The 14398-nt window shown below is 72.5% G+C and carries 13 protein-coding genes; 9 read left to right on the top strand and 4 right to left on the bottom strand.

Features of this window, described 5'->3' with window-relative positions:
• The first annotated feature begins 45 nt into the window (after positions 1–45).
• Positions 46–453, top strand: coding sequence for a DUF5997 family protein (locus tag IH25_RS0105920; RefSeq protein WP_030604103.1), 408 nt, complete (start codon positions 46–48; stop codon positions 451–453).
• 69 nt (positions 454–522) lie between these two features.
• Here IH25_RS0105920 and IH25_RS0105915 read toward each other — a convergent pair whose 3' ends face one another.
• Positions 523–945, bottom strand: coding sequence for a secondary thiamine-phosphate synthase enzyme YjbQ (locus tag IH25_RS0105915; protein ID WP_030604100.1), 423 nt, complete (start codon positions 943–945; stop codon positions 523–525).
• 122 nt (positions 946–1067) lie between these two features.
• Between IH25_RS0105915 and IH25_RS43070 the strand changes: the two genes are divergently transcribed.
• The 5 genes from IH25_RS43070 (at position 1068) to IH25_RS0105895 (ending at position 5124) form a co-directional block, all read left to right on the top strand.
• Entirely contained in the window at positions 1068–1151 is an 84-nt protein-coding gene (locus IH25_RS43070; RefSeq protein WP_350968097.1) for a putative leader peptide, read from the top strand.
• Between the two features lie 129 nt (positions 1152–1280).
• Positions 1281–2171, top strand: a complete 891-nt coding sequence (locus tag IH25_RS0105910) for an ABC transporter permease (RefSeq protein WP_030604098.1) — start codon at positions 1281–1283, stop codon at positions 2169–2171.
• Positions 2144–2881 carry an ABC transporter ATP-binding protein gene (locus IH25_RS0105905; protein ID WP_030604096.1) on the top strand — a complete coding sequence of 246 codons (738 nt, stop codon included), beginning with the start codon at positions 2144–2146 and terminating at the stop codon, positions 2879–2881. Before IH25_RS0105910 ends, IH25_RS0105905 begins: the two co-directional genes overlap by 28 nt.
• A gap of 106 nt (positions 2882–2987) precedes the next feature.
• Entirely contained in the window at positions 2988–3995 is a 1008-nt protein-coding gene (locus IH25_RS0105900) for an ABC transporter substrate-binding protein (RefSeq protein ID WP_030604093.1), read from the top strand.
• Positions 3996–4047: 52 nt separating this feature from the next.
• Positions 4048–5124 (top strand): NAD(P)-binding domain-containing protein, encoded by a 1077-nt coding sequence (locus IH25_RS0105895; protein ID WP_030604090.1) that lies wholly within the window; start codon positions 4048–4050, stop codon positions 5122–5124.
• A gap of 11 nt (positions 5125–5135) precedes the next feature.
• On the opposite strand, the gene mltG is transcribed toward IH25_RS0105895, so the two are convergent.
• The gene (gene mltG / locus IH25_RS0105890; RefSeq protein ID WP_030604086.1) at positions 5136–6038 is read right to left on the bottom strand and encodes an endolytic transglycosylase MltG; all 903 of its coding nucleotides are present in this window, start codon (positions 6036–6038) and stop codon (positions 5136–5138) included.
• A gap of 43 nt (positions 6039–6081) precedes the next feature.
• Entirely contained in the window at positions 6082–7884 is a 1803-nt protein-coding gene (locus IH25_RS0105885) for an ABC transporter ATP-binding protein (protein ID WP_030604083.1), read from the bottom strand.
• Positions 7885–7999: 115 nt separating this feature from the next.
• Between IH25_RS0105885 and IH25_RS0105880 the strand changes: the two genes are divergently transcribed.
• The gene (locus tag IH25_RS0105880) at positions 8000–8449 is read left to right on the top strand and encodes a MarR family winged helix-turn-helix transcriptional regulator (RefSeq protein ID WP_030604081.1); all 450 of its coding nucleotides are present in this window, start codon (positions 8000–8002) and stop codon (positions 8447–8449) included.
• Between the two features lie 102 nt (positions 8450–8551).
• Here the strand turns inward: IH25_RS0105880 and IH25_RS0105875 are convergent, their stop codons facing one another.
• Positions 8552–10162: a peptide-N4-asparagine amidase gene (locus IH25_RS0105875; protein WP_245172711.1), complete on the bottom strand. Its 1611-nt coding sequence runs from the start codon at positions 10160–10162 to the stop codon at positions 8552–8554.
• A 229-nt stretch (positions 10163–10391) separates the two neighbouring features.
• On the opposite strand from IH25_RS0105875, the gene IH25_RS0105870 reads away from it, so the two are divergent.
• On the top strand, positions 10392–11942 hold the full coding sequence (locus IH25_RS0105870) for a M1 family metallopeptidase (RefSeq protein ID WP_245172710.1): 1551 nt from the start codon (positions 10392–10394) through the stop codon (positions 11940–11942).
• 230 nt (positions 11943–12172) lie between these two features.
• Entirely contained in the window at positions 12173–14287 is a 2115-nt protein-coding gene (locus tag IH25_RS0105865) for an N-acetylmuramoyl-L-alanine amidase (RefSeq protein ID WP_245172709.1), read from the top strand.
• Positions 14288–14398: the final 111 nt, after the last annotated feature.

Genomic DNA, 14398 nt, shown 5'->3' with positions numbered 1-14398 from the left:
CGGCCGTGGTCGGCGTCCGCGCACACGGCCGATACCCTTGACCTCATGAAGTCGCAGCAGAGCACCCAGACGATGAAGCCCGCGACCGCGGCGAAGAAGCTGGGTGTGTACCTCCCCGCCACCCCCGCCTCCTTCCAGGAGGGTGTGGTCTCCCGCGCCGAGCTGAACGAGCTCCAGGCCAACCCGCCGGAGTGGCTGCGCGACCTGCGGCTCAACGGTCCCCACCCGCGCCCGGTGGTGGCCGCCAAGCTGGGCGTGTCCATCGCGGGTCTGGCCCGGGGCGGTGTCACCGAGGCGCTGACCACCAAGCAGATCGAGGCGCTCAAGCAGGAGCGGCCCGAGTGGCTGGAGAAGGAGCGCGCCACCCAGGCCGAGGTCCGCAAGGAGGCCGCGCGGCTGAAGAACGCGAAGAAGGAGAAGGCGGACGCCGAGGGCGCCGACGAGCGCCACTGATCCGTCCGGCCCCGCCCCGCGGCGGGGCCGTTGCGTGCCGCCCCGGGAAGTCCGGCCGCCCCCGGGGCCTCAGCCCAGGAAGCTCAGCCGTACCCGGCGGTCGGGGTTGTCCTTGTTGGTGTCCACCAGGCACACCGACTGCCAGGTGCCCAGCTCCAGGCGTCCGTCGATCACCGGGAGGGTGGCGTGCGGCGGGACGAGGGCGGGCAGGACGTGATCGCGTCCATGGCCGGGGCTGCCGTGCCGGTGCTGCCAGCGGTCGTCGGCGGGCAGCAGGGTGTGCAGGGCCGCGAGGAGGTCGTCGTCGCTGCCGGCGCCCGTCTCGATGACGGCGATCCCGGCGGTGGCGTGCGGGACGAAGATGTTGAGCAGGCCGTCCCGGCCGGCCGCCGCTTCCCGCAGGAACTCCTCGCAGTCGGCGGTCAGGTCGACGACACGTTCCCGGGTACCGGTGGAGACGTGCAGCATGCGCGTGGTGAAGGCATCGGACATGCCCCCATCCTGGCCCATACGCCGGTTTTCACACGTCCCGGGACCCCCCGTTTCTGATACGGCCGGTCCATCACACGAGACGCCGTTGACCTGTGCACGTCCACCTGGCTAGGTTCGGCGGCATGTCGCGTTCAGCCCTGCTCACCACGCGCGGTCACATCGACCTGCTGCGGGTGGCCTCCGCCGCGTGTCGCACCGGCCGCTGACGCCTTCCCCTCCCCTGCCTCCTCCGCCCGGACTCCGGGCCGCCCGCGCCTGCCCGTACGCACCCCTTGACCGCTCATCGACCTGAGCACGGCGTCGCGGCGCGGAGCCCTCCTCCCCCTGGAGCGCTCATGAGCATCAGTCACGCCCCACCCAACCCTCCTTCAGCCGATATTTCCGGCATCTCCGGACCAGGGCACCCCGGCAAGGGCGCGTTCCCCGGCCTGCAACCCGTCGTCCCCGCCTCCGCCCGCCGCGCCCGAGTCCCCCGCTGGCTGCGCCGCACCACCGGTCCGCTCCTGCTGCTGGCCCTGTGGCAACTCCTCAGTGCCACCGGGGTCCTGGCCCCGGACGTGCTCGCCTCACCGGGCCGGATCGCGCACGTCGGCTGGGATCTGGTGAGCGATGGTTCACTGCCGTCGGCCATGGCGACCTCGCTCCGGCGTGTCGCGCTCGGCCTGGTCTTCGGCACGGTGACCGGCACCGGACTCGCCCTGTTCGCGGGGCTGTTCCGGATCGGCGAGGACCTGGTGGACGCGCCCGTGCAGATGCTGCGGACGGTGCCGTTCGTCGGCCTCATCCCGCTGTTCATCATCTGGTTCGGCATCGGCGAGGCCCCGAAGACCGCGATCATCACCCTTGGTGTCACCTTCCCGCTCTACCTCAACGTGTACGCGGGCATCCGCGGTGTCGACGCCCAGCTCATCGAGGCCGGTGAGTCGTTGGGGCTCTCCCGCTGGGGTCTGGTACGGCACGTGGTGCTGCCGGGCGCGCTGCCCGGGGCGCTGACCGGACTGCGGTACTCGCTCGGCATCGCCTGGCTCGCGCTCGTCTTCGCCGAGCAGGTCAACGCCGACTCCGGCATCGGCTTCCTGATGGTGCAGGCGCGGGACTTCCTGCGGACCGACGTGATCGTGGTCTGCCTGATCGTCTACGCCTTCCTCGGTCTGCTCGCCGACTTCATCGTCCGCTCCCTCGAAAGGCTGCTGCTGCAATGGCGACCGACGTTCACCGGTCGGTGACCCGACCCGCGGTCCATGTCGAGGGGCTGACCCGCTCCTTCGACGGCCGCGCGGTCATCGACGGCCTGCGACTCGACATCGCGCCCGGCGAGTTCGTCGCCCTGCTCGGCCGCAGCGGCTGCGGCAAGTCGACCCTGCTGCGCATCCTCGCCGGCCTGGACCGGGACATCGAGGGCACCGCGCTGGTCCCGCGCCGCCGGGCCGTCGCCTTCCAGGCGCCCCGGCTCATGCCCTGGAAGAAAGTGTGGCGCAACGTTCTGCTCGGACTGCCCGGCAGGCCCGAACGGGCGGTCGCGGAGCGGGCGTTGGACGAGGTCGGTCTCGGCCACCGCGTCGACGCCTGGCCGAAGACCCTCTCCGGCGGCGAGGCCCAGCGCGCCTCCCTCGCCCGCGCCCTGGTGCGCGAACCCGATCTGCTGCTGCTCGACGAGCCGTTCGGCGCGCTCGACGCGCTCACCCGGATCCGGGCCCAGCGCCTGGTCGGGGAGGTCTGGCAGCGCCGGGGCTGCGCGGTGCTGCTGGTCACGCACGACGTCGAGGAGGCCGTACTGCTCGCCGACCGGGTCCTGGTCATGGACCGCGGCCGGATCGCCCACGAGCAGGCCGTCGGCCTCGACCGGCCGCGTGAGATCACCGATCCCCGGTTCGCCGCGCTCCGCGCCCGGCTGCTCGGACTGCTCGGCGTCGACACCGCCACCGAAACCGCCTGACCCCCGCTCCCCCTCGCACCGAACCGAACCCGCCTGACCCACGCATCCCCTGGCACCCAACCGAACCCGCCTGCCTCCGCTCCCCCTCGCACCGAACGGAACCGTCATGCGACGACGACTCGTCCCCGCCGCACTGCTCCTGCCCCTCGCCCTCCTGCTCACCGCCTGCGGCGGCAGCTCGTCCGCGAGCACCGACACCGACGGCACGGGCTCGGTCACGCTCGACGTCGGTGACCAGAAGGGCGGTTCGGAGGCCATTCTGCGCGCCGCCGGTGAGCTGGAGAACCTGCACTACAAGATCAAGTGGTCGACCTTCACCTCCGGCCCGCCGCTGCTGGAGGCCGTCAACGCCCGGGCCGTCGACATCGGCGGTGTCGGCAACACCCCGCCCGTCTTCGCGGCCGGCGCCGGCTCGAAGATCACCGTGGTGGCGGCCTGGCACGGCACCTCCAAGGGCGACACCATCCTCGTGCCGAACGGCTCGAAGCTGACCGGGACCCGGCAGCTGAAGGGCAGGTCCGTCGCCGTAGCCCAGGGCTCGTCCGCCCACTACCAGCTGGTCGCCTCGCTGAAGGCGGCGGGGCTGAGCCTGTCCGACGTCGAGGTGAAGTACCTCCAGCCGGCCGACGCGCTCGCCGCGTTCACCTCCGGCAAGGTCGACGCGTGGGCGGTCTGGGACCCGTACACCTCGCAGGTGCTCCAGGCCGGGCGGGGCCGGGTGCTCACCACCGGCGACGGCGTCACCAACGGCCTCACCTTCCAGGTCGCCTCGCCCGCCGCGCTGAAGGACCCGGGGAAGGCCGCCGCCGTCAAGGACTATCTGGCGCGGCTGCGGCGGGCCACGGACTGGGTGCACGACCACCAGGAGGAGTGGGCCAAGGTGTGGGCGAAAGACACCGGTCTGCCCTACGAGGTGGCTCTGGCCTCCGTGCGGCGCACGAACTCCACCCGCGTGGCGGTCGCCGTCGACAAGCCGCTGGTCGCCTCCGAGCAGCGGATCGCCGACACCTTCGCCGAGCTGCGGCTCATCCCGCACAAGGTCGACTTCGCCGGCTTCGTGGACCGGCGGTACAACGGCGGCCTGCCGCCGTCGACGACCCCGGCGCGGAGCTGAGGGTGCGGGACGGCCGGGAAGATCCGGGGACCGTCTCCTGTTGGGGACGGGTGTGAACGCAGCACGCGAGGTCGAGGTCGTCGTCATCGGCGCGGGCCAGGCAGGTCTGTCCGCCGCTTATCACCTGCGGCGGACCGGTTTCGAGCCGGACCGCGACTTCGTGGTCCTCGACCACTCCCCCGGCCCGGGCGGCGCGTGGCAGTTCCGGTGGCCCTCGCTGACGTTCGGCAAGGTGCACGGGATGCACGCGCTGCCCGGCATGGAGCTGACGGACGCCGACCCGGCGCGCCCCTCGTCCGAGGTGGTCCGGGAGTACTTCGACCGCTATGAGCACGCCTTCGGCCTGCGGGTACGGCGCCCCGTGGACGTCCGCGCGGTGCGTGAGGGCACCGCGGGACGGCTGCTCGTGGAGACGCCGGACGGCACCTGGGCGGCACGGGCGCTGATCAACGCGACCGGCACCTGGGACCGGCCGTTCTGGCCGCGCTACCCCGGCCAGGAGACGTTCCGGGGGCGGCAGTTGCACACCGCGCAGTACGCCGGCCCGGAGGAGTTCGCCGGCCGGCGGGTCGTGGTGGTGGGCGGTGGCGCCTCGGGCACCCAGCATCTGCTGGAGCTCGCGCCGTACGCCGCCGCGACCACGTGGGTCACCCGGCGGCCCCCGGTCTTCCGCGAGGGGCCGTTCGACCAGGACGCGGGCCGCGCGGCCGTCGCGCTGGTGGAGGAGCGGGTGCGCCAGGGGCTGCCGCCGCGCAGTGTGGTCTCGGTCACCGGGCTGCCCCTGAACGACGCGATCCGGCGGGGCCTGGCGGAGGGAGTCCTGGACCGGCGGCCGATGTTCGACCGGGTCGTCCCGGACGGTGTGGAGTGGCGGGACGGCCGCACGGTGGTGGCCGATGTGATCCTGTGGGCGACCGGTTTCCGCGCCGCGCTGGACCATCTCGCGCCGCTCGGGCTGCGCGAGCCGGGCGGCGGCATCCGGCTGGAGGGCACCCGCGCGGTCGCCGATCCGCGGGTCCATCTCCTGGGCTACGGCCCCTCCGCCAGCACCATCGGGGCCAACCGGGCCGGGCGCGCGGCCGTCCGGGACATCCGGCGGCTGCTCGCCGGGGAGCCCGTCGCCGCGTGATGCCCCCCCGCTCAGCCGCCCGAAGGCTGCGCGGGAACCGGGGAGGACGAGGACCAGGGCACGCCGCCGTCCGGCTGGGCCGGTGCCGCGCTCTGATGGACGGCGTGGAACTCGGCCACGTTCCTCAGGTGCTCGTCGTAGTCGGCGGTGAACCGGGTGTCCCCGGGCCGGACCGTGACGAAGTACAGCCAGTCGCCCGGCGTGGGGTTCAGGGCCGCGCGCATCGCGTCCGCCCCGGGGTTGTCGATCGGGGTCGGGGGCAGGCCCATGCGCTGGTAGGAGTTGTACGGGCTCTGCACCTGACCGCTGCCCTGGCCGGTCTGGCCGGGGTCGTGTTCGAGCGCGTAGCTGACGGTCGAGTCCATCTGCAGCGGCATTCCGCGGGCCAGCCGGTTGAGGATGACCCGGGCGATCTTGCCCATGTCCGCCTTGGTGTCGGCCTCGGCCTGGACGATGCTGGCGACGGTGACGGTCTGGTGGAGGTTCATCGCGTTGCGCTGGGCCCCCGCCGTCACCGGTGCCAGGCCGTACTTGTCGTTGGCGGTGTCGACCATGGTGCGCAGCAGCGACTCGGGGGTGGCTCCTTCCGGGATCGGGTACGTCGCCGGGAAGAGATAGCCCTCCGGGTTGCCCTCGGCCTCGCCGGGCAGTCTCAGCGCGGCCTTGCCGAGCGACTTGCGGGTGCTGCCCGGGGGCAGCCGGAGTGCCTTGTCGACCGCGTCGTACACCTGGTTCGCGCGCCAGCCCTCGGGGATCACCAGGGTGGCGGGCCTGGCCTGGTCGCGGTCGCCCGCGAGCAGCAGCAGCGGCACCACCACGGCGGTGCCGGCCGCGACGGCGCCGGCGACGAGGGTGACAAGTCTGCCCCGGCGTGTCAGTCGGATCGTGTTCCGTGGCGGAGTGTTCGTCTGCATGCGGGCACGGTAATACGCATATCGTCATAAACCTGGCATATGTTCAGTCTGTCGGTCGCAGTTGCGCATCGCGGCGCACCAGGGCCGCGTACCGCCCGTCCCGCTCCAGGAGTTCGTCGTGCGTGCCGCGTTCGGCGACTCGCCCGGAGTCCAGCACCACGATCTGGTCGGCGTCGCGGACGGTGGACAGCCGGTGGGCGATGGTGAGGGTGGTGCGGTCGGCCGAGAGCGCGTCGATGGCCTCCTGGACGGCGGCTTCGGTGCGGGTGTCGAGCGCGCTGGTCGCCTCGTCCAGGATGAGGACCGGCGGGTCGCGCAGGATGGTGCGGGCTATGGCCAGGCGCTGCTTCTCGCCGCCGGAGAAGCGGTGGCCGCGTTCGCCCACGATCGTGTCGTAGCCGTCGGGCAGCGCGGTGATGTGGTCGTGGATCTGCGCCGCTCTGGCCGCCGCGTGCAGTTCCTCGTCGGTGGCGTCCGGCTTGGCGAAGCGCAGGTTGTCGGCGACCGAGGCGTGGAAGAGGTACGTCTCCTGGGAGACGACGCCGACCGCGCGGGCGAGGGTGTCGAAGTCGAGGTCGCGGACGTCCACCCCGTCCAGGGTAACCCGGCCGCCGGTGACGTCGTACAGGCGGGGCACGAGATAGCCGAGCGTGGACTTCCCGGCACCGGTCGGGCCGACGACGGCGAGGCTGCCGCCGGCCGGCACGGTGATGTCGATGCCATCGAGGACGGGGCCGCCCTTGTCGTCGTAGCGGAACTCGACGTTTTCGAACCGGACTTCGCCCTTGACCGTGTCGAGGCGTACCGGCCGCTCGCGCTCGGTGATGTCCACCGGCAGGTCCAGGTACTCGAAGATGCGCTGGAAGAGCGCCAGCGAGGTCTGGATCTGGACGCCGGTCGCCAGCAGGCTCACGGCCGGGCGGAACAGGCCCTGCTGGAGGGAGACGAAGGCGACGATGGTGCCGAGGGAGACATCGGGCCCGCCGAACCGGAGGGCGAGGCCGGCGGTCCAGTAGATGACGGCGGGCATCGCGGCCATCACGATCCCGATGACGGCCATCCGCCAGCGCCCGGCCATGTTCGATCTGACCTCGAGGTCGACCAGGCGCTCGGACTCGGTGGCGAAGGACGCGGTCAGCGAGTCGGAACGGCCCATGGTGCGGCCGAGCAGGATGCCGCTGACCGAGAGCGACTCGGTGACCGTGGCCGCCATCGCGGCCATCTGTTTCTGCCGCTGGGTGGTGATCTTCTTGCGTTCGTTTCCGACGCGGCGGCTGATCCAGACGAACGCCGGCAGCAGGGCGAGCGAGACGATCGTCAGCCGCCAGTCCAGGGCGACCATGGCGACGACCGTGGCGACCACGCTGGTGACGTTGGAGACCAGGGAGGTGGCGGTGGAGGTGACGGTGGCCTGCATGCCGCCGATGTCGTTGGCGATGCGGGACTGCACCTCGCCGGTGCGGGTGCGGGTGAAGAAGGCGAGGGACATGCGCTGGAGCCGGCCGTAGACCGCCGTGCGCAGGTCGTGCATGACCCGCTGGCCGACGGTGGTCGAGATCAGCGTCTGGAGCACGCCGAAGACGCCGGACAGGACGGCACTGAGGATCATGCCGAGCGCGAGCAGGCTCAGCAGACCCGTGCGGCCTTCGGGGATGGCGACGTCGAGCGTCTCGCGCAGCAGGAACGGCGTGGCCACCGAGACCAGCGAGGAGGCACCGACGAGCAGCCCGACGACGGCGAGACGCCCGCGATAGGGACGGAAGAGCCGCAGGATGCGGCGCACCTGCCGGGGCTGCTCGCCCGCGTCGGCAGGTGGGGTCCAGGAGGGTACGTGGTCGGGGTGCATGAGCTCCTACGGAGGTGGACGGAGAGGCCGACTCGGGACGGCCGGCGATGCATCACTGATCGTAGCTCATTGTTACCTATATTCACAATGAACGGCGTCCTGATATTGTTCCCGCATGACCACCCCCGACCCCGACGGCCTGCTCGCCGAGCAGTTGCTCCGGCTCACCCGCCGGGTGCACCGCATCCAGAAGCGCCATCTGGAACTGCGCGACCTGGGTGTCACCCCGGCCCAGTCCCGGCTGCTGCGCACCCTCGCGCACTACCCCGCGCCACCGCGCATGGCCGACCTGGCCGAGCGGCTGGAGGTCGTGCCGCGTGCGGTGACGACGCTCGTCGACGGGCTGGAGGCGGGCGGCAAGGTCCGGCGGGTGCCGGACCCGGCGAACCGGCGCGTGACCCGGATCGAGCTGACCGACGAGGGCCGCGCGACCCTGCTGGAACTGCGCGGCGCCCGCCGCTCGGCGGCCAAGGAGATACTGGCGCCGCTGACGGAGAAGGAGCGCCAGGTGCTCGGCGTGCTGCTGGACACACTGATCGACGGGGAGGCCGCGCCGGGCTGCTGAGCGGCCGTCACTCTCCTGCAAGCTTTCTCCCGCACGCCCCCGCCCGGATCCGTCCGCCGCCGCTGGCGCGGCTTGCCCGGGGGCGGGGGTGGCCGACTGGCCTCAGCAGCGGTCGCGGTCCTCCGTCAGCACCCCCTGGACCGTGGTCAGCGAGCGGTCGTAGCAGCCCGCCGAGCCGACGAGGCGGTAGCGCTTGGTCGACGTGCCCACCGCGTGCCGCTGGTCACGCGGCACGTCGAGGGTGTACGCGGCGTCGCCGCTGTAGGTGTCGTCCAGGCGCGACCACACGGTGCGCCGGCCGCCCTCGCGCGTCACCGCCGACGTGTGGTCGCCGACCGTGAGCACGGTGCGCAGCCGGTCGTCCGGGCCCAGGGTGACGGTGCCGTTCATGGTGTACGTCCGGTGCGTCCGCGTCGTGCGCGCCGGGCCCCGGCCGGTGGTGCCGACCGACTCGTCGTCGCTCCAGGAGGCGTCGAGTCCGTCCGTGTTCTCGCCGTCGGTCCAGCGGTGCACGGAAGAGTGGGCGAGCGTGCGGGTGACGGTGGTCGTCACCCGTCCGTGGGAGGTGTCCAGATAGCCGGAGACGGTGAGCCGGTGCCCCGCCTCGGTGTCCACCCGGTGCTCCGGGCCGGGCGTGTGGACCGAGGTGTTGGCGAGGTCGGTGGCGGTGTCCTCGGTGAGCGCGCCGGGGACGTGGGCCCGGTGCGGGTCCTGCCAGACCAGGACGTTCACCGGTGTGCTCCAGCCCGGCTGCCCCGTCGGCACCCCGGCGACGGACACCTCGACGCGGTGCGGGCGCCCGTCGTTGAGCAGGCCGGCGAAGGGCGTGAGGTCGTACTCGACGGGGCGCACGTCGAAGGCGCGCGGGGCCGGGACGACGTACCAGAGGAAGGGGTTGGACCAGCCGCCCGTCCACACGTGCGGGTACGGCGCCGCGATGCCGGCGAGCCGCCCGTCGACGCTGATCCGCACCTCCCGGTACGGCCCGTGGTCGGCCTTGCAGGAGTAGGGCGCCGGGTCGGCGACGGTCAGGTACCAGAACTCCTCGCAGCCGCCGCCCGAACCGGTCGCGTACACCTCGGCGACGATCCGTTGGCTGTTGCGCGGGGTGATGAGCGTCGTGCCTGCGGGCGTGTCGGCGAGGGTCAGGACCCGGTCGGGCGCGGCCGCCGCGGGGCGCCCCGCGTAGAAGGTCAGGGTGACGTGCACGTCGATGACACCGGTGTAGGTGTCGTCCACCACGTTGCCGATCAGCATCTCGACGTCCCGGGCGGCGCGAAAGGTCTCGCTGTAGCGGGTCACGTCCTTCTCGACGTGCCACTCGATGCCGTCGGGCGAGGGTTCCGGAGTGGAGGTGCGCAGGACCTCGACCCCGCCGACCCGCAGATAGCCGAGCCGGTCGTACTGACGGCCCTTCACCTTGCCGTCCAGGCGCAGCACGACCTTGCTCCAGCGGTCGCCGCAGCCCTCGGGGGGCGCGTAGGCGCCGCGGTAGGGCGTGAAGTCGCGGAACCGCGCGTCGGCCAGGGTGACCCGGCAGGAGCGGGTGTGCGGCCGGCCGACGGGTGGGGCCGCGGTCACCGGGTCGTGCCAGTCGGTGCCGAACTCGGCGGGTACGTCCACCGCTCGGGCGGTGGGTGCACCCGTACCGAAGAGCGCGCTCGCCAGGAGGGTCGCCCCGGCGAGCATGGACATGACTAACTTTCGTCTCATGGCCCGTGTTCTACGGGCAGACGACCCGCCCCGCAATGACGCCTCGGGGGATCGGCGCGATGGAGACGGTCGTCCGGGACACCGCACAGACGCCCAGAAAAGTGACAATCAGTTATATAAGCGCATCTTACTGGCATAGTGCGGGCATGGAGATCACGACCGTCGGCGGCCCACCCGCCGGGCGTGCGGGCGCGAGCGCCGCTCCCCGCCCCGCCGCGGGACGCTCGCGGTGAAAGCGCCGGTCACCAGCGCCCCGGCAGGGCACCGCCGGGTCGTCCGCACGCTCGCCGGAGCCGTCGTACTCGCCCTCGCGCTCACGGGAGCCGCCGTCGTCACCGTCGGCACCCTGTTCGCCGGCCCGGGCCGGCGCCCCGCGCCCGGCGCCCCGGCCACCGGCGCCGCCGCCGGTCCGGTTCCGTCGCCCGGTGCGCCGGGCATCGGCGACCCGCTCATGCCGCTGGCCGGCAACGGCGGCTACACCGTCCGCGATTACACCCTCGACTTCGACTGGCGCGCGCCCCGCACCCCCTTCGAGGCCGGCGCCACCATCAGCGCCACCGCCACCCAGGCCCTGTCCCGCTTCGACCTGGACTTCGCGGGCAACACGCTGCACCGCGTGACCGTCGACGGGGCACCGGCCGCCGCCGCGCGCCACGGTGACGAACTCGTCGTCACCCCCGCGAAGCCGATCCCGCGCGGCCGCGCGTTCACCGTCCGCGTCGCCTACACCGCCGACCCGACGCAGGGACGCCACCGCGACGACGCCATCCAGGACTACGGCTGGGTACCCACGTCCGACGGGACCGTGGTCTGCGCACAGCCCGACGGCGCCAGGATGATCTTCCCGGCCAACGACCACCCGAGCCTGCGGGCACCCATCACCTTCCGCGTGACGACCCCGCCCGGCCTGAGCGCGGTGGCCAACGGCCGTCTCGTCGGCACCGAGCGGCACCCCGACGGCCGCACCCGGTGGACCTACGACTCCGAACAGCCGATCGCGGCGCAGCTGGTCCAGCTGGCGATCGGGAGGTTCACCTTCGTCGACCGCGAGGGACCGCGCGGACTGCCCGTCCGGGACGTGGTGCCGGACGGCCTGGTCGCGGACACCGAGGAATACCGCTCGCTCACCCCGGACCACCTGGCCTGGCTGGAACGGCGGCTCGGCCCCTACCCGTTCCACCGCTACGGCGTGCTGGTCGGGGACACCGACCTGCCGGTGGCGCTGGAGACCCAGTCGCTCGCCGTCGTGCCCCGGGACGACCTGCTGGGCGACCGGGTCGACGCCGAACGCAACCTCGTGCACGAACTGACCCACCATTGGACGGGTGACAGCGTCGCCATCCGGCGCTGGTCCGACCTGTGGCTGAGCGAGGGTCACGCCCGTTACTACGAACGGCTGTACTCCGCCGAGCACGGCGGGGCCGATCTGGAGTCCGTGATGCGGGCGGCGTACGAACAGCACGACCAGTGGCGGCACGACGAGGGAGCACCCGCCGAACCCACCGACGCCACGCTGTTCAAGGTGATGCGGTACGACGGCTCGGCGCTGGTGCTGTTCGCGCTGCGGGAAAAGGTCGGCGAGGAGACCTTCGGCCGGATCGAGCGGGCCTGGGTGAGCGCCTACCGGGGCCGGGCGGCCGGCACCCGGGACTTCATCGCGCTCGCGTCCCGGGTCGCGGGCGAGGACCTCGGCCCGTTCCTGAACCCGTGGCTGTACGGCGCGCACACCCCGCCGATGCCGGGGCACCCCGACTGGCGGGTGGACCCGGTCGAGGACTGAGCGTCCGGGCGACCGGGCGGCCGGGCCGGGACCGGACGGCACGTCATGTTTGGTTGCCCCGGGCAGCGGAGTGACTGCCGCCGACCGGGTGGCCTCTGGGGGAGAGCTGGTCCACACCGGTGACGCTCGCCACGACACGGCGCCCGGGGCACGGAAACGTACAAGGGGTGGCGCGACGGGCAACTCCTCTGCCCGAGTTGCGAACGAGCGTGGTTGGGAGAGCCCCTGCAATGAGAAGATCTGTCGTTGCTCGTGTCCCCGGTGCCGTCCGGAGATGCCGCCGTACGGCCTGTGTGATCGCGGGGGCGGCGCTGCTGCCACCGCTGCTGATCCTCCCGATGTCCGGCTGCGCCGATCCGTCCGACCGGCGGCTGCAGGACGCCTTCACGGACGCCGCGCGCGAGTTCCACGTGCCCCGCAGTGTCCTCATGAGCGTGTCCTACCTGCAGTCGCGCTGGGACTCCCACCCCGGCGCGCCCAGCGTCGCGGGCGGCTTCGGGCCGATGCACCTGCTGGACCCCGAGCTCGTCACGACACCCGCGCCCTCCGCCGATCCGGGGGCGACGGACGGCGTCCACGCCCAGCCCCGCGCCGCGGCCCCCGGGCCGGCCGCCACGGGCGGCGCCGACACCTCCCCCGGTCGCGCCGTGCAGCCCGCCGATCTGCCCCACGCGGCACGGCTGATCCACGTCCCGGCCGAACAGTTGCGCAAGGACGCCGTCGCCAACGTACGCGGCGGCGCGGCGCTCCTGGCCGCCACCCAACGTCAGCTCGGCAAGCCCCTCAGCACCGACCCGGGGGACTGGTGGGAGGCGGTGGCACGCTTCCCGGGCACCCGTGACGTCTCGTCGGCCGCCGCCTACGCCGACGACGTCTTCGCCCTGATCCGCCGGGGCGCGCACCGCACCACCGCCGAGGGACAGGAGGTCACGCTCCCCGCCACCCCCCGCGTCCGGCCGCGCCAGCAAGCCTCCACCGCCCAAGGCCCGCAACGGCAGAAGGACGTCGAGTGCCCCGCCGAACTGGCCTGCGACTGGCTCGGCGCGCCGTACGAGGAGATCGACGACAGCGCGTACGGCAACCACGATCTGGCCGACCGCCCCAGGGACCAGCCGATCGAGTACATCGTCATCCACGACACCGAGGCGGAGCTGCCGAGCATGCTCCAGACGGTGCAGGACCCCACGGAGTCGTCGTGGCACTACTCGATCCGCTCCACCGACGGCCACATCACCCAGCACGTCAAGACCAAGGACGAGGCCTGGCACTCCGGCAGCCAGTTCGTGAACGCCCGCTCCATCGGCATCGAACACGAGGGGTTCCTCACCCAGCCGGGAACCTGGTACACGGAGCGGATGTACCGGGCCTCGGCGCGCCTGGTGAAGTACCTGGCGAAGAAGTACGCCATCCCGCTCGACCGGCAGCACATCTTCGGCCACGACAATGTGCCGGCCCCGACCGCCGACAGCATTCCCGACATGCACGACGACCCCGGCCCCTTCTGGGACTGGCGCCACTACTTCGACCTCCTGGGCGCACCGCTGCGGGCCACGGCGGGGCCGGACAGTGACATGGTGACCATCCTGCCCGACTACCCCACGCACAAGCCGGAGTTCACGGGTTGCACCGGCAGTGGTTCACCGTGTCGGCCGCACGGCTCCAGCGCCGTCCGCCTGTACACCGAGCCGAACGAGCGCGCCCCGCTGATCCAGGACCCGGGCCGCAAGCCGGACGGCGACGACTCCACCGTGGACGTCAACGACCTGGGTTCACGGGTCTCGGCCGGTCAGACCTTCGCCGTGGCCGACCGCAGCGGCGACTGGACGGCGATCTGGTTCCAGGGCAACAAGGCCTGGTTCAAGAATCCCCGGAACCACCCGACCGCCGTCGGCGCGGCCGGGCGCATGGTCACCCCGAAGGAGGGCCTGGACGAGGTCCCGGTGTACGGGCGTGCCCTCCCGGAGGAGGAGGCGTACCCGGAGGACATGGACGAGCCGGACGAGTCGCCGCTGCCGTACAGCTTCGAGGCCGGCCAGCGGTATGTGACGCAGTCCGGTGTCGGCAGCTCCTACACCGCCAAGTCCTTCACCGACACGCCCAACCCGGTGGTGTGGGGCCGGGAGAAGTACTACGAGATCCAGTTCGGCCACCGGCTCGCGTACGTACGGGCGAGTGACGTGGACGTGGTGTCCTCGGCCGCCGCGTCGCCTCCACGGGACAGCCCGGCCGCCAGGTCGGCCCCGGACGGCCCGGCCGCTCCGGACGGCCCGGCGAGCCCCGCCGGTTCCGCAGGTTCCGCCGGATCTGCCGGTTCCGCCGGTTCCGCCGGTTCCGCCGGACGATGACCGCGCGGCAGCCGGGAACCTGGGATCCCGGCTGCCGGACGGCGGTGTCATGGCCGGAACACGGCCGATTTCGCCGGCCGTCGGGAAAACTGTTTGAAATTCACCACCGCA

The organism is Streptomyces achromogenes subsp. achromogenes (genome assembly GCF_000720835.1).
Taxonomy (GTDB): domain Bacteria; phylum Actinomycetota; class Actinomycetes; order Streptomycetales; family Streptomycetaceae; genus Streptomyces; species Streptomyces achromogenes.
This window is presented reverse-complemented; position numbering and strand designations above follow the sequence as displayed.

What these genes read in the sequence shown, in the direction of transcription:
- IH25_RS0105920 (WP_030604103.1), top strand. Translation starts at nt 46, where the DNA reads ATGAAGTCGCAGCAGAGCACCCAGACGATGAAGCCCGCGACCGCGGCG.
- IH25_RS0105915 (WP_030604100.1), bottom strand. Translation starts at nt 945, where the DNA reads ATGTCCGATGCCTTCACCACGCGCATGCTGCACGTCTCCACCGGTACC.
- IH25_RS43070 (WP_350968097.1), top strand. Translation starts at nt 1,068, where the DNA reads ATGTCGCGTTCAGCCCTGCTCACCACGCGCGGTCACATCGACCTGCTG.
- IH25_RS0105910 (WP_030604098.1), top strand. Translation starts at nt 1,281, where the DNA reads ATGAGCATCAGTCACGCCCCACCCAACCCTCCTTCAGCCGATATTTCC.
- IH25_RS0105905 (WP_030604096.1), top strand. Translation starts at nt 2,144, where the DNA reads ATGGCGACCGACGTTCACCGGTCGGTGACCCGACCCGCGGTCCATGTC.
- IH25_RS0105900 (WP_030604093.1), top strand. Translation starts at nt 2,988, where the DNA reads ATGCGACGACGACTCGTCCCCGCCGCACTGCTCCTGCCCCTCGCCCTC.
- mltG (WP_030604086.1), bottom strand. Translation starts at nt 6,038, where the DNA reads ATGCAGACGAACACTCCGCCACGGAACACGATCCGACTGACACGCCGG.
- IH25_RS0105885 (WP_030604083.1), bottom strand. Translation starts at nt 7,884, where the DNA reads ATGCACCCCGACCACGTACCCTCCTGGACCCCACCTGCCGACGCGGGC.
- IH25_RS0105880 (WP_030604081.1), top strand. Translation starts at nt 8,000, where the DNA reads ATGACCACCCCCGACCCCGACGGCCTGCTCGCCGAGCAGTTGCTCCGG.
- IH25_RS0105875 (WP_245172711.1), bottom strand. Translation starts at nt 10,162, where the DNA reads ATGAGACGAAAGTTAGTCATGTCCATGCTCGCCGGGGCGACCCTCCTG.
- IH25_RS0105865 (WP_245172709.1), top strand. Translation starts at nt 12,173, where the DNA reads ATGAGAAGATCTGTCGTTGCTCGTGTCCCCGGTGCCGTCCGGAGATGC.